Here is a 19946-nt window from a genome sequence, read left to right as displayed (position 1 = left end):
CGCGTGAGACATCCGGCGCGACGCCCACCGGGGGAGCGGCGAACAGCACCGACGGCACCGCGCCGGTGCGGCCCAAGGGGCGGACCTCCGGCGGAACCGGCGCGTTCGACGTGCGCCGGCCGGCCGCGGCGCCGTCCGCGGACACCGGCGGAGCGGGGGGTGGCGCGGGGGACACGCCCGTACCCGCACCCTCCTCCCCGGCGCCTCCCTCCGCGTCCGCGTCCGCGTCCTCGTCCTTTTCGCCGCCCCGGCCCCGCTTTCCGGGTTTCGGCGCCGGCGGCCGGAGCGGCCGGGAGGAACCGGGGGGCGCGGGTAGAGGTGCGGGCGGCGCGCCAACGCCCCCGCCGAGGGCGTCCGCCCGCTTCCCGGAGACTCCGCCGACCGTGGGCCGCAGGACCCCGCCCCCGGGCACCCCGCCCATCGGCTCGGCCACCGTGCCGGCGCAGCCCACGCACGGCCCCGACCGCCCCGGCCGGCAGCAGCCCACCGAGCAGCGCCCCACCGGGGACCGCACGGACGCCCGCCGCACCGGGGCACGCCCCGAGACCCCGTCGGAGACGACGACCCGCCTGCGTCCGATCCCCGTACGGGCATCCGCACCGGCGCAGCCGGCCGTCCCTCGGCCGGCCGCGCCCCCGCCCCCGGTCATGCCGCCCCCGCTCACGCCCCCCCGGCCGACCGCGCCCCCGCTCCGTCCGGAGCGGAACGGCGCATGGGCTTTGGCTCCGCGTCCGGGGGCCGAGGAGCCGTACGGCTCCGGGCGGGCCGAAGCCGCATACTCCGGCCCGGGCGCCCCCGACCCCGAGTTCTCCTGGAGCGCTCCCACGGCACCCGGCGGTGCCTCCGGCCCCGGCCGCCCGGTCGTGACGTTCGCGCAGCCCGAGGGGTACGACGAGAACGCCCGGCCGCACCCGCTCGGACGGCGGACCCGCTCCCAGGCAGTGGCCGCCGCGGTCTCTCTCGTCCTCGGCGTGGGCCTGATCGGGGGTGCCGTCGCCGGGAGCTGGCTCGCCGGGGACTCCGGCGAGACGGGGGCGAGCAGCGGCTTCGCCGCCGCCGGAAGCATGTGGCACAACGTCCCGGTCGACGAACTGTTCCCGCCCACCCTCCAGGGCAAGGGCGCCGGCCCCGGTGACGCCGACCGGGTCTGGACCCGTATAGCGGTGGCCCCGGACAGCGGCTGCGAGGACGCCTTCGACCCGCTGCTGCGCAAGCTCCTCGCCCCCGTCGGCTGCGAACGCCTGCTGCGAGCCACCTACACCGACGCCACCCAGAGCCATGTCACCACCGTCGGCCTGCTGTTCACCAAGGCCGACGCCGCCGCCATGGCCTCCCTCGCCGGCCGGTTCGACAAGGAGCGCCTGGACCGCCGTACCGACCTGATGCCCCGCCCGTACGCGGCGAAGGGCACCGCGGCCGCAGGCTTCGGCGCCGGACAGCGTGCCGCCTGGGCGATCTCCGTCCTCACCGACGCCCCCGTCGTCGTCTACGCCGTGTCCGGCTGGGCCGACGGCCGCGGCGTCGACACCCCCCTGCCCGCCGAGGACGCCATGGAGTCCGGCGCCACCACCGCCCCCGCCCAGGCGGGCCTCGGCCACGAGGCGCGGGGCCTCGCCGACCGGGTCGAGCGCGGCCTGCGCAAGAACGTCGGTACGACCACGGAGCGGCCGTCATGAGGCCCGCGACCGCCCGATCCGCGGCCCTGAGCGTCCTGCTGGCCGCCGGCCTCGCCCTGCTCCCCGCCACCGCCGCGTACGCCGACGGCATCCGCGACCGGCAGTGGGGCCTGGACGCCCTGCACACCGACGAGGCCTGGCGCACCACGCAGGGCGCGGGCGTCACCGTCGCCGTCCTGGACACCGGGGTCGACGCCGAGCACCCCGACCTCGACGGCAACGTCCTGGCCGGCAAGGACCTGGTCGGCTTCGGCGCCGACGCCGGCGACCGCGCCTGGGCCCGGCACGGCACCGCCATGGCCGGCATCATCGCCGGTCACGGACACGGCGTCGGGAACGGCGAAGGCGTCCTGGGCATCGCGCCCGACGTGAAGATCCTCCCCGTCCGGGTGATCCTGGAGGACGGCGACCCCTCCCGGGCCAAGGCCCGCAGCACCCGCGGCAACGCCCTCGCCGAAGGCATCCGCTGGGCCGCCGACCACGGCGCCGACGTCATCAACCTCTCCCTCGGTGACGACTCCGCCTCCGCGCACCCCGAGTCCGGAGAGGACGAGGCCATCCAGTACGCCCTGCGCAAGGGCGTGGCCGTCGTCGCCTCCGCCGGGAACGGCGGCGAGAAAGGCGACCGCGTCTCCTACCCGGCCGCCTACCCGGGCGTCATCGCCGTCACCGCCGTCGACCGCTACGGCACCCGCGCCCCCTTCTCCACCCGGCGCTGGTACGCCACGGTCAGCGCCCCGGGCGTCGACGTGATCATCGCCGACCCCGACCGCAAGTACTACGAGGGCTGGGGCACCAGCGCCGCCGCCGCGTTCGTCTCCGGCGCCGTCGCCCTGGTCAAGGCGGCCCACCCCGGGCTGACCCCGGCCCAGCTCAAGAAGCTCCTCGAGGACACCGCCCGCAACGCCCCCGCCGACGGCCGCGACGACTCCCGCGGCTTCGGCTTCGTCGACCCGGCCGCCGCCATCGAGGCCGCCGCCCGCCTGAAGCCCGAGGGCCTGAAATCGGCGGCCTACGGCAAGCGGTACTTCGGCCCCGGCCCGGACACCGCGGAGTCCGACACCGGCACCGCCGACTGGGCCGCCCCCCTCGCGGGCGGCGCGGGCGGCGTTCTGCTGGTCGTCACGGTCGTCCTGTGGCGCGGCCGCCGGCCGAGCCACGGGGACGCCTAGGGTCGTCCGTCCGGCGGATCAGGGCGGAGACGACCGGCGGCATCTTTGCGGCCGGGGTGAGCGGGACCCGGTGAACGCGGCCGCAACGCCGACACCGCCGCCCGTGCCGCCGCCTCCACCAGTGCGACGCCCCGTGCCATCGTCGGGTTGCCGTCGGACAGCGCGGCCACCAGGAGGCCTCGGCCCTCGACCGTGACGCGGCCGACGCTGTTCACGGTCCACAGCCCGGTCGCGTCGCGCGGTACCCAGCCGTTCTTCACCGCCCACGCCGCTCCGCCCACCGGCAACGCGTCCGCCACCACCGGCACCCCCCACGCCTGCTCCGGGACCACCCGCTCCATCAGCCCCCGTACGTACGCCCGCGAGGCCCCGGTCAGTGCCGAGTCCGCCGGATCACCGAACACCTGTCGGAGCAACAGGAGTTGATCGGCGGCCGTGGTCCGGGTCAGCCCCCAGCGGGGCCCGTCGCCGCCCTCGGTGCGGGTCAGGCCGAGGCGGGTGTGCGCGGCGTCGAGGCCGGCCGCCCGCCCGATCGAGCGCCACAGCGCGGACGCCGCGTCGTTGTCGCTGCGCTCGATCATCGCCGCGGCGTACGACCGCTCCTCCCCGCTGAGCGGCCGTCCCGCGTCCTGCGCCTTCAGCAGCAGCGCCGCCAGAACGCCGACCTTCACGACGCTCGCCGTGACGAACGCCCGGTCGCCGTGGCAGAAACCCACCCCGGACACCGGGTCCAGCACCCCCACCGACACCTCGGCACCGTCCGGCACGGCCACCGCCGGCCACGCACCCCACCCGTCGGACCTCACCGACACCTCCCGCTTCCCGCCGTCCGCCCGCGTGCGAGCCTGCCACCCCGGGCCGATAGGGTCGACGACCGTGGCGAACAAGAACATTCCCGACCCCGGCTACCGTGACGACGACGGCTCCGCAGACCCCCGGCTGAGCACCGCGCTCGCCGCCTGGGCCGAGGACGGCAACGCCGTCGCGCCGGTCCTCGACGCGCTCAGGGGCGCCCGGCTGCTGGTCCCCGTGGTGGCCGTCCTCGGTGAGACCGAGGAGGACGAGAACGGGCTGCGCCGCGAGAAGACCAGCGACATGGCCGTCCCCACGCTGAAGGCCGGCGACCGCACCGCGCTGCCCGCCTTCACCTCCACCGACTCGCTCGCCCGCTGGGATCCCCGGGCCCGCCCGGTCGCCGTGCCGCTGCACCAGGCCCTGCAGGCCGCCGCGCACGAGAAGGCGGACACGGTCGTCCTCGACCTGGCCGGGCCCGTGCCCTTCGAACTGACCGGCCCGCTGCTGCTCGCGCTCGCCGAGGGGCGTACGACGTCCGACCCGCTGGCCGACCCCGCGGTCACCGGCGCCCTGCGCGCGGTCGTCGCCGCGGAACCCGCCGTCCTGCGCGCCCACCTCGGGCCGGGACAGGCCGACGGCACCCTCGCCCTGGTCCTCGACCCCGCCGCTTCCGTCGCCGAGGCCGCCCGCTCCGTGGCACAGCGACTCGCCGCCGACGAAACACTGAGGGCCCGCCTGGTGCGCGGCCTCGACCTGGCAGTACTGCCGGCCGAAGCGACGCCACCGGGCGAGCCCTTCTACGTACGCGGGTAACCCGTGCCCCGCCGCACTCAGCCGTAGATCGCGCCCGTGTACTTCTCGCCCGGGCCCTGTCCCGGCTCGTCCTTGACGAGCGAGGCCTCGCGGAACGCCAGCTGGAGCGACTTCAGGCCGTCGCGCAGCGGCGCCGCGTGGAAGGAGCTGATCTCGGTCGCGGACGCGTCCAGCAGACCGGCCAGCGCGTGCACCAGCTTGCGGGCCTCGTCCAGGTCCTTGTGCTCGTCGCCCTCCTCGGTCAGACCGAGCTTCACGGCCGCGGCGCTCATCAGATTGACGGCGACCGTCACGATCACCTCGACGGCCGGGACCTCGGCGATGTCACGGGTCATGGCGTCGAAGTCGGGGGTGTCGGCGGTTGTGGGGATGTCCGCGGGGGAGGTCTCACTCATGCCCCACACGATAGGGCCCGGCAGGTGTCCCCTTGACAGCAGGAGGTGCGCCGGTCAGGGCACGGTGCAGGCGGTTCGCGCACCCTCGCGGAAGCTGCTAACCTTGTGTAACGACCGGTCGGACCCGTCTGCCCACAGCATGCGTGCCCGACCACAAGTGGAGGCTTTCGAACTCCCACCTGACCGTCCCCCGGATGGCAGGTCACCGGTCAGGCGGTGCCGCTCAGCGGCGATCCGCCCGAAAGTGCGCCCCGCGGTGACCGCGGCGGTGCTCCGGTAGTTCGAGGAGCCCCGCCTGTGATCGTCCGGGGCATTTTTGTCGCTCCGGCGCGGTTAGGTCTAACGAAAACAGATGTTACGCGGCTGTCCGCCAGGCCGTCGCGTGGTGCTATCTAGGAGGATCCATCAGCGCCGAGCCCCGCATCAACGACCGGATTCGCGTTCCCGAGGTGCGACTTGTCGGTCCCAGTGGCGAGCAGGTGGGCATTGTCCCGCTGGCCAAGGCACTGGAGCTTGCGCAGGAGTACGACCTGGACCTGGTCGAGGTCGCGGCGACCGCCCGTCCGCCCGTGTGCAAGCTCATGGACTACGGGAAGTTCAAGTACGAGTCGGCCATGAAGGCCCGTGAGGCGCGCAAGAACCAGGCGCACACGGTCATCAAGGAGATGAAGCTCCGGCCGAAGATCGACCCGCACGACTACGACACCAAGAAGGGTCACGTCGTCCGGTTCCTCAAGCAGGGCGACAAGGTCAAGATCACGATCATGTTCCGTGGTCGCGAGCAGTCCCGGCCCGAGCTGGGCTACCGACTGCTGCAGCGGCTCGCGGAGGACGTCCAGGACCTCGGGTTCATCGAGTCGAACCCGAAGCAGGACGGCCGGAACATGATCATGGTTCTCGGTCCGCACAAGAAGAAGACCGAGGCGATGGCCGAGGCCCGTCAGGCGCAGGAGGCCCGCAAGGCGGACGCGAAGGCCAACCCCGGCCGCTCGCAGAACGCCGCGGAGGCCGAGGAGTCGGACGACGCCGAGGCGCCGGCCGAAGTCCAGGCCGAGGCTCCCGCAGACGCGTGACCGCATGACCTCGGGGGCCCAGGCCCCCAGGGACATAACCGAAACAAGTACGACGCTCCACCGTGCCCGGTTTTCGTGACCGGGCACCGGAGCGCCACCGACGAGGAGATAACGGCGCCATGCCGAAGAACAAGTCGCACAGCGGTGCCAGCAAGCGCTTCAAGGTCACCGGCTCCGGCAAGGTGCTCCGTGAGCGCGCCGGCAAGCGCCACCTGCTCGAGCACAAGTCGTCCCGTGTGACGCGTCGCCTCACCGGCAACGCCGAGATGGCCCCGGGCGACGCCAAGAAGATCAAGAAGCTTCTCGGCAAGTGACGTTCCGGCGCTCCGGCGCCGTCCGCACGTCAGAACCGGGACCCAATCGATTTCGGGCCGCGTGACCATCAACCGCGGCCCCGCTGCAAGGAGTTAACAAGTGGCACGCGTCAAGCGGGCAGTCAACGCCCACAAGAAGCGCCGGGCGATCCTCGAGCAGGCCTCCGGCTACCGCGGTCAGCGTTCGCGCCTGTACCGCAAGGCCAAGGAGCAGGTCACCCACTCGCTGGTCTACAACTACAACGACCGCAAGAAGCGCAAGGGTGACTTCCGCCAGCTGTGGATCCAGCGCATCAACGCCGCTGCCCGCGCGAACGGCATCACGTACAACCGCTTCATCCAGGGTCTGAAGGCCGCGAACGTCGAGGTCGACCGCAAGATCCTGGCCGAGCTGGCCGTGAACGACGCCACCGCCTTCGCCGCGCTCGTCGAGGTCGCCCAGAAGGCACTGCCGGCGGACGTGAACGCGCCCAAGGCCGCGTGACGCCGCGCCGGGCCTCGAACCGGCGTGATCCAACGGACCCGCAGGCGCTGCCTGCGGGTCCGTAGTCTGTCCGGACCCGGAAGCCGGTGCGGCACCCGCGCGGGAGCCGCCGTCCGAGCTGCGAGCGAAAGTGAACCGAATGCCCCCCGCCACCCCCGAGTTGATCTCCTCCCGCTCGCCCCGTGTGCTGGCCGCGCGGCGGCTGGCCAAGCGGAACTTCCGGGGCAAGGAACGGCTGTTCCTCGCCGAGGGGCCACAGGCCGTGCGGGAGGCCGCCGTGCACCGGGACGCCGCTCACGGGGGCACCGGCGCGGCCACCCTCGTCGAACTGTTCGCCACCCCGGAGGCCGCCGAGCGGTACGCCGACATCATCGGCGCCGCCCGGGACGCCGGCGCCCGCATCCACCTCGCCGCCGAGCAGGTCGTCGCCGACATCTCCACCACCGTCACCCCGCAGGGCCTCGTCGGGGTGTGCCGCTTCCTCGACACCCCCTTCGACGAGATCCTCGCCGCCCGCCCCCGGCTCGTCGCCGTCCTCGCCCACGTACGCGATCCCGGCAACGCCGGCACCGTCCTGCGGTGCGCCGACGCCGCCGGCGCCGAGGCCGTCGTCCTGACCGACGCCTCCGTCGACCTCTACAACCCCAAGGCCGTACGCGCCTCCGTCGGATCGCTGTTCCACCTGCCCGTCGCCGTCGGCGTGCCCGTCGGGCGCGCCGTGGCCGCCCTGCGGGACACCGGCGTACGGGTGCTCGCCGCGGACGGCGCGGGCGACCGCGACCTCGACGACGAACTCGACCGGGGCGCCATGGGCGGGCCCACCGCCTGGGTCTTCGGCAACGAGGCATGGGGACTTCCCGAGGAGACCCGGGCGCTCACCGACGCCGTCGTCCGTGTTCCGATTCACGGAAAGGCCGAAAGCCTGAACCTCGCCACCGCCGCCGCCGTATGTCTCTACGCGTCGGCGCGTGCACAGCGCGCCGTCGGAGGGTGCCGCTCCGTCACCGAGAGCTAGTAAGGTGACCTGCCCGGGGACCCTCCCCCAGCTCTCGGCCGTACCCCAGGCTCCCCGGCTCCGACCGGACCGGGGCACCCCGCACGAGCGCGGGGCACCCCGAGGGAGTACGGAGAGGTGGGGTACGGGGATGACCGTCGGCACGAGCAGCGCACCGGGAGCACCTCGGGCGGCGAGCCCGCCCGCGCCCCGGTCCGCCGGCCCCGCCGAACCCGGCATCGATCCCGACCAGCTGCCCGACGGCCTCGTCGTCGCCGACGAGCACGGCAGGGTCGTCTGCTTCAACGCCGCCGCCGCCCGCATCACCGCCGTCCCCGCCGAGCGGGCCCTCGGCCAACGGCTCGACGAGGCCCTGCCGTTGGAGGACCTGGAAGGCCGGCGGTGGTGGCAGCTCACCGACCCCTACGGCGGCCTCGCCATCCGGGTGAGCCAGCCCGAACGCAACCTGCTGCTGCCCGGTGGCCGGGAGGTCCTCGTCTCCGCACGCTACGTCCGCACCCGGCCCACCGGACCCGTCCACCGCGTCGTCGTGTCGCTGCGCGACACCGAGGCCCGCCGCCGCACCGAACGCAGCCACGCCGAACTGATCGCCATCGTCGCCCACGAACTGCGCTCCCCCCTCACCTCCGTCAAGGGTTTCACCGCCACCCTGCTCGCCAAGTGGGAGCGCTTCACCGACGAGCAGAAACAGCTCATGCTGGAGACCGTCGACGCCGACGCCGACCGGGTCACCCGGCTCATCGCCGAACTCCTCGACATCTCCCGCATCGACTCCGGGCGCCTCGAGCTGCGCCGCCAGCCCGTCGACATCGGGGCCGCCGTCGGACGGCACATCCAGGCCCACGTCGCCGCCGGGCAGAGCGCCGACCGGTTCCTGCTGCGCGTCCAGCACCCCCTGCCCGACCTGTGGGCCGACCCCGACAAGGTCGACCAGGTGCTCAGCAACCTGCTGGAAAATGCGGTGCGCCACGGCGAGGGAACCGTCACCATCGACATCACGCCCTCGGCGTCCCCCCGAGACCGGGAGAACGGCGAGCACGCGGCCACGTCGGTCACCGTGAGCGACGAGGGCCCCGGCATCCCGGAGGAGTCCATGAACCGCGTCTTCACCCGCTTCTGGCGGGGCAGCAAGCGCGGCGGCACCGGCCTCGGGCTGTACATCGTCAAGGGCATCGTCGAGGCCCACGGCGGCACCATCACGGTCGGCCGCGCCCCCAGCGGCGGCGCGGAACTCCGATTTACGTTGCCCGTGGCGGCTCCCGCGTATCTCACCTAGCGCGCACCCAGGGCCCCACGGGCGCATTCGCGGTCCCTCACCCCGTTAGACTCGGCCTCTGGCACCTTTGTGTCCCACAGACGGAGACGCTTCGGCCACGAGCCGGTGACGGGGACCATCAGCCAGCCAATCGGAAGTACGGGAAGAGATGTCGGCACCCAATAAGTCGTACGACCCTGTCGAGGTCGAGGCGTTGAAACCGGAAGAGATCGAGCGCATGCGGGACGAGGCGCTCGCCGCCTTCGCCGCCGCGGACTCCCTCGACGCACTCCACGAGGCCAAGATCGCCCACACCGGCCCCGCCTCGCCGCTGGCCCTCGCCAACCGCGAGATCGGCGCCCTGCCCCCGCACGCCAAGGCCGACGCGGGCAAGCGCGTGGGCCAGGCACGCGGCTCGGTGAACAAGGCCCTCGCCGGCCGCCAGAGCGAACTGGAGGCCGAGCGGGACGCCCGGGTCCTGGTGGAGGAGGCGGTCGACGTCACCCTGCCCCACGACCGCGTACCGTCCGGTGCCCGGCACCCGCTGACCACACTGTCCGAGCGCATCGAGGACATCTTCGTGGCCATGGGCTACGAGGTCGCCGAGGGCCCCCAGGCCGAGGCCGAGTGGTTCAACTTCGACGCCCTCAACATCGGCCCGGACCACCCGGCCCGCGGCGAGGCCGACACCTTCTTCGTCGAAGGCCCCGAGGGCGGCACCGAGTCCGGCGTCGTCCTGCGCACCCACACCTCGCCCGTGCAGGTGCGCTCCCTGCTCGGCCGCGAGCTGCCGGTCTACGTGATCTGCCCCGGCCGCGTCTACCGCACCGACGAGCTGGACGCGACCCACACCCCCGTCTTCCACCAGGTGGAACTCCTCGCCGTGGACGAGGGCCTCACCATGGCGGACCTCAAGGGCACCCTGGACCACATGGTGCAGTCGCTGTTCGGCGAGGGCATGAAGACCAGGCTGCGGCCCAACTTCTTCCCCTTCACCGAGCCGAGCGCCGAGATGGACATGCTCTGCTACGTCTGCAAGGGCGAGTCCGTCGGCAACCCCGACCGTCCCTGCCGCACCTGCTCCTCCGAGGGCTGGATCGAGCTCGGCGGCTGCGGCATGGTCAACCCGCGGGTGCTGACCGCCTGCGGCGTCGACCCCGAGAAGTACAGCGGCTTCGCCTTCGGGTTCGGCATCGAGCGGATGCTGATGTTCCGCCACAACGTCGAGGACATGCGAGACATGGTCGAGGGCGACGTCCGGTTCACCCGGCCGTTCGGGATGGAGATCTGATGCGGGTCCCGCTTTCTTGGCTGCGGGAGTACGTCGACCTGCCGGCGACTCAGACCGGGCGCGACGTCCAGGCCAAGCTCATTTCGGCCGGCCTCGAGGTCGAGACGGTCGAACACCTCGGCGCCGGCCTCAAGGGCCCCCTGGTCGTCGGCCAGGTGCTCACCATCGAGGAGCTGGAGGGCTTCAAGAAGCCGATCCGCTTCTGCACGGTCGACGTCGGGCAGGCCAACGGCACCGGCGAGCCCCAGGAGATCGTCTGCGGCGCCCGCAACTTCGCGGTCGGCGACAAGGTCGTCGTGGTGCTCCCCGGCGCGGTCCTGCCCGGCGGGTTCGCGATCGCCGCCCGCAAGACCTACGGCAAGGTCTCGCACGGCATGATCTGCTCCGGCGACGAGCTGGGCATGGGGGACGACGGCAGCAAGGGCATCATCGTGCTGCCGCCGGAGACCGAGGTCGGCAAGGACGCCATCGGGCTGCTGGAACTGGTCGACGAGGTCCTCGACATCGCCGTCACCCCGGACCGCGGCTACTGCCTGTCGGTGCGCGGCGTGGCCCGCGAGACCGCCACCGCCTACGGGCTGCCGCTGCGCGACCCGGCCCTGCTCGACGTCCCCGGGCCGAACGCCTTCGGCCACCCGGTGAAGGTCTCCGACCCTGTCGGCTGCGACCGCTTCACCGCCCGCACGGTGACCGGGCTCAGCCCCGACGCCCGCTCCCCGATCTGGCTCACCCGCCGGCTGCAGAAGGCCGGCATGCGTCCGGTCTCCCTCGCCGTCGACGTCACCAACTACGTGATGCTGGAGCTCGGCCAGCCACTGCACGCCTACGACCGCTCCCTGCTCCGGGGAACCATCGGCGTGCGCCGGGCCGGGCAGGGCGAGAAGCTCACCACCCTCGACGGCGTGCGGCGCACCCTCGACGCCGAGGACCTGGTGATCACCGACGAGCGCGGCCCGATCGGCCTCGCCGGTGTCATGGGCGGCGCCGACACCGAGATCGCCGACCTCCCCCAGGCTCGAACAGACTCGACCGGGGGGACCCCCACCCTCGACCGGGCGACCTCCGAGGTCGTCGTCGAGGCCGCGCACTTCGACCCGGTGTCCATCGCCCGTACCGCCCGCCGGCACAAGCTGTCCTCCGAGGCGTCCCGGCGCTTCGAGCGCGGCGTCGACCCGCAGGCCGCCGCCGCTGCCGCGCAGCGCACCGTCGACCTGCTGGTGCTGCTCGCCGGCGGTACCGCCGAGGCCGGGGTGACCGAGGTCGTCGTCCCGTCCGCGCCCCACACGATCACCCTCCCGGCCGACCACCCCGACAAGGTCGCCGGTGTCGCCTACGGCAGGGAGACCGTCGTACGCCGCCTCCAGCAGGTCGGCTGCGACGTCCACGGCCAGGACGAGCTGATCGTCACCGTGCCGTCCTGGCGGCCCGACCTCACCGACCCGAACGACCTGGCCGAAGAGGTCATCCGGCTCGAGGGCTACGAGAACCTGCCCGCCACCCTGCCCCGGCCGCCCGCCGGACGCGGGCTGACCTCCCGGCAGCGGCTGCACCGCCGGACCGGCCGGGCCCTGGCCGGCGCCGGATACGTCGAGGCGCCGAACTACCCGTTCGTCGGCGAGCAGATCTTCGACCAGCTCGGCCTGGACGCCGACGACCCGGCCCGCCGGGTGGTGAAGCTGGCCAACCCGCTCAACGACGAGGAGCCCGCGCTGCGCACCTCGCTGCTGCCGGGCCTGCTCGGCGCGCTGCGGCGCAACGACGGACGCGGCAGCCACGACCTCGCGCTGTTCGAGACCGGCCTCGTCTTCAAGCCGCGCGAGGAGCAGCGGACCGCCGTCCGCCTGCCCGTGGGCCGCCGGCCCACCGACGAGGAACTCGCCGGCCTCGACGCGGCGCTGCCGGACCAGCCGCAGCACGTCGCCGCCGTCCTCGCCGGTGCCCGCGAACAGGCCGGCTGGTGGGGCGCGGGCCGCCCGGCCGGCTGGGCCGACGCGGTCGAGGCCGCCCGTACCGTCGCCGCCGAGGCGGGCGCCGAACTCGTCGTCCGCAAGGGCCAGTACGGCCCGTGGCACCCGGGCCGCTGCGCCGAACTGGCGGTCACCGTCGACGGCACCGAGCGGGTCGTCGGCCACGCCGGTGAGCTGCACCCGCGCGTGGTGAAGAACCTGGGCCTGCCCGCGCGCACCTGCGCGATGGAAGTCGACCTGGACGCCCTGGAGCAGGCCGGCGAAGACATCCCGCAGGCGCCGGCCATCTCCACCTTCCCGGTGGCCACACAGGACGTCGCCCTGGTCGTCGACGGGGCCGTGCCGGCCTCGGACGTCGAGGCGGCGCTGCGCGAGGGCGCCGGTGAACTGCTGGAGTCCATCCGTCTGTTCGACGTGTACGAGAACGCCGAGCAGCTGGGCGAGGGCCGCAAGTCCCTGGCGTACGCGCTGCGGTTCCGCGCGGCCGACCGGACGCTGACGGTCGACGAGGCCTCCGCGGCCCGCGAGACGGCGGTCGCCCTCGCGGGCGAGCGCACCGGGGCGGTCCTGAGGGGCTGACACCCTCCGGGGTGCGGAGGGCTCGCCGGGGACGACGGGTTCCATCGGGGCTGACGGGTTCTCCGGGGACGGCGTGGCCGGCCCGGCACGGTTCGCCGTGCCGGGGCCGGCCACGCCGTCCCCGCGCGTTCCTGAGGACTGGGCTCTTGGGGCCGGAGGGTGGCTCGAAGGGCTGACCGGCAAATCACACCGGTGACGCCGAAGGCGGCACAGCGGGTGACCCGGTGGCCCGGCGCGTCCGCGCCTTCCTCCGCCTCCTCGCCGAGCGCGGCAGCCCCGGCGCGGCTCCATCCGGCGGGCACCGCCGACTGTCCCCGGGCTTGATGAGCCGGGCAGGCCCGGGCGCCCCTCGATGGCTCATCCGCCCCACGCGTATCCGTTCGCATCCACTCCCGACAGTCACCTCACTCGTTCGGGTGACATTTCCGGGCGATACGTCCGGATCGGGTGATGCGGTCGACAGAATCGGACCGGCCTTTCCAGGCCGGTCTACGCTGTCAGGGCCAATAGTGGGGGGCCATCGGCATGATCCGCTTCAAGACTGGGGCGCCCCGCACGGGGCGGTCCGCGACCACCTCATCGGGGCCGACCACCCCATGGGGCCCCGACCACTGTCCGCTGCGCCGGGCGCTCGCCCGTGGACTGCAGCCCGGCGTCCTCGGCGCTCTCGGTACCGGGCTGGCCCTGCACGTCGGGCGGAGCCTGCTGCGGGAGGTGCGGCGGAGCCGCACGACGGCCCGCACCGCACAGCGGATGCTGCGGCCGCCTCCCCGTGTCGACGGGCTGGCCGTCGCAGCCGTTCAGCTGTCCGCCGACCGGGGCGCCCGGATCGGCGGCGATCTGTATGAGGTGGTCGCCACCGAGTACGGCGTACGGGCGATCATCGGCGACGTCCGCGGACACGGGCTCGGAGCGGTCCCCACCGTCAGCGCCGTTCTCGCCGGCTTCCGTGAGGCCGCGCACGACGAGCCCGACCTGGCCGGAGTCCTGCGCCGGCTGGAGCGGGCGATGGGCCGTCACCTGCGGGAGCGGGCGCGTGCCGAACGCCTGTCGACGGGCGCCGGCCACGCCTTTTGGACCGCCGAGGAGTTCGTCACCGTACTGCTGCTCGAGATCCTTCCCGACGGGGAGATGCGCGCCCTGAACTGCGGGCACCCCTGGCCCCATCTGCTGAGCGGTCCACGGGCCGAACCGCTCGCCCGCACCGGCCCGTTCCCGCCGCTCGGCCCGTTCCCGCTGCCCGCGAAGCTCCCTGCCGTTCCCTGCGGCAGGCTGACGCCGGGCGACACGCTCGTCCTGCACACGGACGGAGTCGAGGACGCACGGGACGCCGCCGGCACCTTCTTCCCGCTGCCCGAGGTGCTCGCCTCGGCCGCCCGCGAGGCCCCGCCCACACCGCAGGCCGTCCTGCGGACGGTCCTCACGGCACTGGTCCGCCACGCCGGCGGCCTGCCCAAGGACGACGTCGCCCTGCTGATCCTCAGGAACGAGCGCCCGTCCCCCCGCGCGCCCTCGGAGCCGCGGGGCACCGCTTGCCCGGGCACGGCGGACCTCTCCCCGACGAACCCGCTGCAGCCCCCGGCCTGACCGGCTCGATCGTCATCGTCGGGGCCGGCGGTGCCGTCCGCCCCGCCACGGAATGTCGGGCAGGCAGCCGGGCGGACGGCGCACAAGCGGGCCGCCGCACTGTACGAGGGGGAGCCGGCGGCCCGGCCGGTCTCTTTCGAGACACCTCAGTCAACCGGCCGGCGACTCTCCGCGACAGCGCGCACACCCTGCGGATGCGGGCACTCCGTTCGCACCCCGTGTGAACGCCCACCCACTACTCTGTCGGCACCGATCCCCCCGGGGGGCCTCATGCAGCCCAACGCTCTGCTCGACGCGGTCCTGGACGAGGCCGGTATCTCGCACGCGGGCCTGGCCGCGCACGTCAACCAGGCCGGCCGGGTGCGCGGCCTGTCCCTCAGATACGAACACACCGCCGTGGCACGCTGGTTGAAGGGCCAGCGGCCCCGGGGCCAGGTACCCGACCTGATCTGCGAGGTACTGGCCGCCCGGTTGCGGCGCCCGGTCACCCTCGACGACATCGGCCTCGGCGTCCCCGGCGAACCCGCCGCCCCGCACGCGGGCACGCTCTGTGGCTTCGTCGAACGGGCCACCGCGCTGTGGCGCTCCGACCAGCAGCGGCGCCCGCACATACTGGGCGCGCCCGCCGTCACCGGCACCCCCGCCGTGATGCCCGTCTGGGAGTGGGAGAACCCGCCCGAGGACGTCGACGTCTCGCGCGGCGGCGGGCACCGGGTCACACCCGACGACCTGGACATGCTGCGCGCCGCCCGCAGCCACTACGAGCAGATGTACCGCAAGGCCGGCGGCGTCGCGACCCGTGACCGCATCGTCGGCTTTCTCAACACCGAGGCCGCCCCGCTGCTCCGCGGCGGCTACACCGACGCCATGGGCCGTCAACTACACCGGGCCACAGGCGGATTGGTGGCCGTCGCCGGAATCTGCGCGTACGACTCCGACGCGCACGGCCTCGCCCAGCGCTACTTCCACCAGGGGCTGAGGCTGGCAAAAGCCAGCGGCGACCGGGGACTCGGCGCGTATGTGATCGCACTCCTCGTCAACCAGTCGCTGTTCATGCGGGAGTACCGGCAGGCCGTCGCCTTCGCGGAAGCCGCGCTGCGCGCCGCCGGCAGGCACATCACCCCGGCGCTCGCCTCCGACCTGTACGCGATGCAGGCCAAGGCGTACGCCCACCTCGGCGACGGCACCGGCGCGCTGTCCTGCATCCGGCGTGCCGAGCAGGCCGCCGAGCGCATCCGGCGCGGCCGCGAACCCGACGAGACCGGCTATGTCCAGCCCGGCCTGGTCAACGTGCAGGTGGCGGAGGCCCTGCTCAGCCTCGGCGAGCTGGCCGCGGCGGGCGAGCACGCGGCCGCCGCCGTCGACAACCCCGCGCACGACCGGGGCCGGGTGCACCGGCTCGCCATGCTCAGCACCATCGAACTACGGCAGGGCAACGCCGACAAAGCGGTCGCCATCGCCGTGCAGATGGCCGAGCAGGCCCGGGGAATGGAGTCGCAGCGGCTGCGCGACAGACTCCGCGCCGTGCGGGAGCACCTGGTGCGCAACGGCTGTGAAGGAACCGCCGAGGCGGCCGAACTCATCGACGGGGCACTGCGCGTACCGCTGTAACCGCTGCCGGCGCTGCAGCCGGGTGCCTCCGCGCCGTGCGCCCGTGCCGCGCCGCCCGCTGCGCCGTGGGCGCACTCCTGTGCGCCTGCTGTCGGACCGTAACTGCTGCGATATTGCCACCTATCGAACGGAAGGTGGCATAACCGTGCAGTGGACGAACAAGAACGAACAAACCGTGTACGCCAACCGCTGGTTCAACGTCAACCTCGCGGATGTCGAACTGCCGGACGGCCGGCATCTCGACCACTTCCTCATCCGGCTGCGGCCCGTCGCCGTGGCCACGGTGGTGAACGAGGCCAACGAGGTCCTCCTCCTGTGGCGCCACCGCTTCATCACCGACAGCTGGGGGTGGGAACTCGCGGCCGGAGTCGTCGAGGACGGCGAGGACGTCGTCCGGGCGGCGGCCAGGGAGCTGGAGGAGGAGACCGGCTGGCGGCCGGGGCCCCTGCGCCACCTCATGAGCGTGGAGCCGTCCAACGGGCTCACCGACGCCCGGCATCACATCTACTGGGCCGACGAGGGCGAGTACCTCGGACACCCGGTGGACGACTTCGAGTCGGAGCGTCGGGAGTGGGTACCGCTCAAGGTGGTGCCCGACCTGGTCGCCCGCGGTGAGGTCCCGGCCGCCAACATGGCAGCCGCGTTACTCCTGTTGCACCATCTCAGGCTGGGACAGGACGCCATGCCCTGACCCCGGCCCTTCTGCAGCCGGACAGCCGGACAGCCGTCCGGCCCGGGTGCGTGATTCAGCGGCCGAACGCCTGCCAGACCGTCACGGCGAGCGCGCCCACGGCCGTGACGGTCGCGACCGCCTGGAGCGGCCAGCGGGCGTGCTCCAGGGTGACGATCCGGGTGTTCAGCTCGTCCAGCTCCCTGGCCGCCTCCTCGGTGCGATGGCTGAGCAGCGCCAGTCCGCCCTCGACGCGGGCGTATGCCACATCGAGGCGGCGCCGTAACTCCGCGACTTCACCCTGGACGGCGAGCTGTTCGGAATCGGCGGTCACAAGTCCGCTCCTCTCCGTCATCCTTCTCATCCCTTGCCTGCGGAAGGTGAGTCAACTCCCCTGGTGGACGCGGAGTAAGAGTGTGCGGGAGGCATATGCGAGCCCGGAGCGCACACGGCGTGTGAACGCCGCGGGCCCGGCACCCTTGGTGGTCCAGGGGTGCCGGGCCCGTTCGCATGGCCGGAATGTGACGGCCGGTGAACGTGTCGGGGCGTCAGCTCTCCGTCACAGGCAGCCGTCTCAGCCGTAGTTGTAGAAGCCGGAGCCGCTCTTGCGGCCCAGGCGGCCGGCGTCGACCATGCGCTGGAGCAGCGGGGGAGCGGCGTAGAGCGGCTCCTTGTACTCCTCGTACATCGAGTACGCGACCGAGGCCACCGTGTCCAGACCGATCAGGTCGGACAGCTTCAGCGGGCCCATCGGGTGGGCGCAGCCCATCTCCATGCCGTTGTCGATGTCCTCGCGGCTGGCGATGCCCGACTCGAACATCCGGATCGCGGAGAGCAGGTAGGGGATCAGCAGCGCGTTCACCACGAACCCGGAACGGTCCTGGGCGTGGATCGCGTGCTTGCCCAGCACCTTCTCGGCGAAGAGCTGCGCCCGGCTGATCGTGCCCTCGGAGGTGGTGAGCGCAGGGATCAGCTCGACCAGCTTCTGCACGGGGGCCGGGTTGAAGAAGTGGATGCCGATGACGTGGTCCGGCCGCGAGGTGGCGACCGCCAGCTTCACCAGCGGGATGGAGGAGGTGTTCGAGGCCAGGATCGCGTCCGGCCGGGTCACCACCTGGTCGAGCACCTGGAAGATCTCCGTCTTGACCTGCTCGTTCTCGACGACGGCCTCGATCACCAGGTCGCGGTCCGCGAACTCGCCCAGGTCCGTGGTGAAGCTCAGCCGGGCCTGGGTGGCGTCCAGCTCCTCCGCGGTGACCTTGCCGCGCTCGGCCGCCTTCGTCAGCGAGTTGAACAGCCGGGTGCGGCCGATCTCCAGGGCCTCGCCGGTGGTCTCGGCGACCATCACGTCCAGTCCGGCGCGGGCGCACACCTCGGCGATCCCCGCGCCCATCTGACCGCAGCCCACCACTCCGACGCGTTCGATGTCGGTCACATCGTCCCTTTCGCTTCCTGGCGCGGCACCGGTCCTTCTGGCCTGCGCTGTCTACGACTCCTGGCAGGAGCACCGGGTTCCGGCCGCCTGCTCCGTTCGTGCACGTTACCCGGAAGTATCGATGATCGATCGCCGGGGGCGGGCATTCTGGGCGAGGAGCGGTGCGCGACCGGGCGGATCGCGGCTTTTGTAACGGGTGTGAAATGGGACGAGTGTCACGCAGGGCGTTCGCGGCGGCGGCGCTGTCGGCGGTGACGATGATGACGGCCGCGTCGGCCACCCCGGGCCGGCCGATGGCCGCACCGGCGGGCGCGGCGGGCGGCCGGGGCGCGGCCGCCGGTGAGATGCGGGGCGTGTGGCTGGCGACCGTCGCGGGCCGGGACTGGCCGTCCCGCCCGGGGCTGAGCGCCGCCGGACAGCGGGCCGAGCTGATCGCCCACCTCGACGCGGCCGTCCGTAACCGCCTCAACACCGTGATCTTCCAGGTGCGGCCCACGGCCGACGCCCTGTGGCCGTCCCCGTACGAACCCTGGTCCGCCTGCCTCACCGGCACCCAGGGCGTACATCCCGGCTGGGACCCGCTCGGCACCGCCGTCACCGAGGCCCACGCCCGTGGCCTGGAACTGCACGCCTGGTTCAACCCGTACCGGGTCGCCGCGCACACCGACCCCACCCGGCTCGCCGCCACGCACCCGGCTCGCAGGAACCCCGACTGGGTGGTCCCGTACGGCGGGAAGCTCTACTACAACCCCGGTCTGCCCGAGGTCCGCGCCTTCGTCGAGGACGCCATGCTCGACGCGGTGCGCCGCTATCCCGTCGACGCGGTCCACTTCGACGACTACTTCTACCCGTACCCGGTGGCGGGCCAGGCCTTCGCCGACGGCGCCGCCTACGACACCCACGGCGGTGCCTTCCCCGACCGGGCTGCCTGGCGGCGGGACAACATCGACCGGCTGGTGCGCGAGACGGCGGCGCGGATCAAGGAGACCAGACCCGGCACCCGCTTCGGCATCAGCCCCTTCGGGGTCTGGCGCAACGCGGCGACCGATCCCCTCGGCCCGGACACCCGGGCGGGCGTGCAGACCTACGACGACCTGCACGCGGACACCCGCCGATGGGTGCGGGAGAACTGGATCGACTACATCTGCCCGCAGCTCTACTGGAACATCGGCTTCGCCGCCGCCGACTACGCGAAACTGCTGTCCTGGTGGTCCGCCGTCGTGGAGGGCTCCGGGACGCAGCTGTACGTGGGGGAGGCGCTCTACAAGGCGGGAGACCCGGCGCAGCCCGCCGCCTGGCAGGACCCGGCCGAGCTGTCCCGGCACCTCACGCTCGCCGCGTCCCACCCCCAGGCGCGCGGGCACGTCTTCTTCGCCGCCCGGGAAGTGGCCGCCGACCCGACCGGCGCGATGGCCCGGGTGGTCGCCGACCACTACGGGCGGCCGGCACCGCCTCCGGCCTGACGAGGCGAAGAAGCGGCGGCCGGTCCCTGAGCTAGTGCTGGTGGTTCCTGTGCCGGATCTCGGAATCCGGGCCGGGTGAGCACACGGCCTCGTGTCCGTCCTCGAAGCGGACGCGGTAGGGCGGATCGCCCTGCCGGCCCATCACCTCGACGATCTCGGCGACCTTGTCGTGCTGACCGACCACCCTGCCGTGCTGGACAAGCTGGTCGCCCACGGTTGCGCGCATCGGGGTCTCCTCACCACGTGCGGGAGCAGCGGTCCGTGGTGTCGAGTCTACGGCGGAGCGGGCCGCCCGGCAGGACGTCCGCCGGGCGGCCCGGCGCTTCGCTGCCCGGTGCGTGCGGCGGGGTT

General features: G+C 73.2%; 19 protein-coding genes. 14 read left to right on the top strand and 5 right to left on the bottom strand.

Going from position 1 to position 19946, the window contains the following annotated elements:
• Positions 1–383: 383 nt before the first annotated feature.
• Positions 384–1676, top strand: coding sequence for a hypothetical protein (locus ACFWVE_RS05025; RefSeq protein ID WP_384008301.1), 1293 nt, complete (start codon positions 384–386; stop codon positions 1674–1676).
• Complete coding sequence (gene mycP / locus ACFWVE_RS05020; protein ID WP_384008299.1) at positions 1673–2848, top strand: type VII secretion-associated serine protease mycosin; 1176 nt, start codon at positions 1673–1675, stop codon at positions 2846–2848. Before ACFWVE_RS05025 ends, mycP begins: the two co-directional genes overlap by 4 nt.
• Here the strand turns inward: mycP and ACFWVE_RS05015 are convergent.
• Positions 2845–3654, bottom strand: coding sequence for a serine hydrolase (locus ACFWVE_RS05015; protein WP_384008297.1), 810 nt, complete (start codon positions 3652–3654; stop codon positions 2845–2847). The two genes, mycP and ACFWVE_RS05015, sit on opposite strands and share 4 nt — an antisense overlap.
• A gap of 70 nt (positions 3655–3724) precedes the next feature.
• Between ACFWVE_RS05015 and ACFWVE_RS05010 the strand changes: the two genes are divergently transcribed.
• Entirely contained in the window at positions 3725–4456 is a 732-nt protein-coding gene (locus ACFWVE_RS05010) for an SseB family protein (RefSeq protein WP_384008295.1), read from the top strand.
• Between the two features lie 17 nt (positions 4457–4473).
• Here the strand turns inward: ACFWVE_RS05010 and ACFWVE_RS05005 are convergent, their stop codons facing one another.
• Positions 4474–4851, bottom strand: coding sequence for a DUF1844 domain-containing protein (locus ACFWVE_RS05005; protein WP_384008293.1), 378 nt, complete (start codon positions 4849–4851; stop codon positions 4474–4476).
• 404 nt (positions 4852–5255) lie between these two features.
• Here ACFWVE_RS05005 and infC point away from each other — a divergent pair, with 404 nt between their 5' ends.
• From infC to ACFWVE_RS04955, 10 genes are all read left to right on the top strand, one after another.
• On the top strand, positions 5256–5924 hold the full coding sequence (gene infC, locus ACFWVE_RS05000) for a translation initiation factor IF-3 (protein ID WP_384008360.1): 669 nt from the start codon (positions 5256–5258) through the stop codon (positions 5922–5924).
• Positions 5925–6043: 119 nt separating this feature from the next.
• Positions 6044–6238 (top strand): 50S ribosomal protein L35, encoded by a 195-nt coding sequence (rpmI, locus tag ACFWVE_RS04995; RefSeq protein WP_015661694.1) that lies wholly within the window; start codon positions 6044–6046, stop codon positions 6236–6238.
• A gap of 100 nt (positions 6239–6338) precedes the next feature.
• Positions 6339–6722 carry a 50S ribosomal protein L20 gene (gene rplT, locus ACFWVE_RS04990; RefSeq protein WP_004933571.1) on the top strand — a complete coding sequence of 128 codons (384 nt, stop codon included), beginning with the start codon at positions 6339–6341 and terminating at the stop codon, positions 6720–6722.
• A gap of 139 nt (positions 6723–6861) precedes the next feature.
• Entirely contained in the window at positions 6862–7737 is an 876-nt protein-coding gene (locus tag ACFWVE_RS04985; RefSeq protein ID WP_384008291.1) for a TrmH family RNA methyltransferase, read from the top strand.
• Between the two features lie 130 nt (positions 7738–7867).
• Entirely contained in the window at positions 7868–9013 is a 1146-nt protein-coding gene (locus ACFWVE_RS04980; RefSeq protein WP_384008290.1) for an ATP-binding protein, read from the top strand.
• A 148-nt stretch (positions 9014–9161) separates the two neighbouring features.
• On the top strand, positions 9162–10283 hold the full coding sequence (gene pheS / locus ACFWVE_RS04975) for a phenylalanine--tRNA ligase subunit alpha (RefSeq protein ID WP_384008288.1): 1122 nt from the start codon (positions 9162–9164) through the stop codon (positions 10281–10283).
• On the top strand, positions 10283–12829 hold the full coding sequence (pheT, locus tag ACFWVE_RS04970) for a phenylalanine--tRNA ligase subunit beta (RefSeq protein ID WP_384008286.1): 2547 nt from the start codon (positions 10283–10285) through the stop codon (positions 12827–12829). The genes pheS and pheT overlap by 1 nt, the downstream gene beginning before the upstream one ends.
• Before the next feature lie 525 nt (positions 12830–13354).
• Positions 13355–14416 (top strand): PP2C family protein-serine/threonine phosphatase, encoded by a 1062-nt coding sequence (locus tag ACFWVE_RS04965; protein WP_384008284.1) that lies wholly within the window; start codon positions 13355–13357, stop codon positions 14414–14416.
• Positions 14417–14686: 270 nt separating this feature from the next.
• Positions 14687–16027 carry a transcriptional regulator gene (locus ACFWVE_RS04960; RefSeq protein WP_384008283.1) on the top strand — a complete coding sequence of 447 codons (1341 nt, stop codon included), beginning with the start codon at positions 14687–14689 and terminating at the stop codon, positions 16025–16027.
• 145 nt (positions 16028–16172) lie between these two features.
• Positions 16173–16718, top strand: coding sequence for an NUDIX hydrolase (locus tag ACFWVE_RS04955; protein ID WP_384008281.1), 546 nt, complete (start codon positions 16173–16175; stop codon positions 16716–16718).
• Positions 16719–16773: 55 nt separating this feature from the next.
• Here ACFWVE_RS04955 and ACFWVE_RS04950 read toward each other — a convergent pair whose 3' ends face one another.
• Both ACFWVE_RS04950 and ACFWVE_RS04945 read right to left on the bottom strand, forming a co-directional pair.
• Positions 16774–17031: a hypothetical protein gene (locus ACFWVE_RS04950; RefSeq protein WP_384008279.1), complete on the bottom strand. Its 258-nt coding sequence runs from the start codon at positions 17029–17031 to the stop codon at positions 16774–16776.
• Between the two features lie 240 nt (positions 17032–17271).
• Entirely contained in the window at positions 17272–18132 is an 861-nt protein-coding gene (locus ACFWVE_RS04945) for a 3-hydroxybutyryl-CoA dehydrogenase (RefSeq protein ID WP_384008277.1), read from the bottom strand.
• 203 nt (positions 18133–18335) lie between these two features.
• On the opposite strand from ACFWVE_RS04945, the gene ACFWVE_RS04940 reads away from it, so the two are divergent.
• Positions 18336–19595: a glycoside hydrolase family 10 protein gene (locus ACFWVE_RS04940; protein ID WP_384008275.1), complete on the top strand. Its 1260-nt coding sequence runs from the start codon at positions 18336–18338 to the stop codon at positions 19593–19595.
• Between the two features lie 31 nt (positions 19596–19626).
• On the opposite strand, the gene ACFWVE_RS04935 is transcribed toward ACFWVE_RS04940, so the two are convergent.
• Entirely contained in the window at positions 19627–19821 is a 195-nt protein-coding gene (locus ACFWVE_RS04935) for a DUF1918 domain-containing protein (RefSeq protein ID WP_266082371.1), read from the bottom strand.
• Positions 19822–19946: the final 125 nt, after the last annotated feature.

The organism is Streptomyces sp. NPDC058632, from assembly GCF_042717095.1.
Taxonomy (GTDB): Bacteria; Actinomycetota; Actinomycetes; order Streptomycetales; family Streptomycetaceae; genus Streptomyces.
Note: the sequence above shows the minus strand (reverse complement) of the source record. Positions and strands in the feature narration are given on the sequence as shown.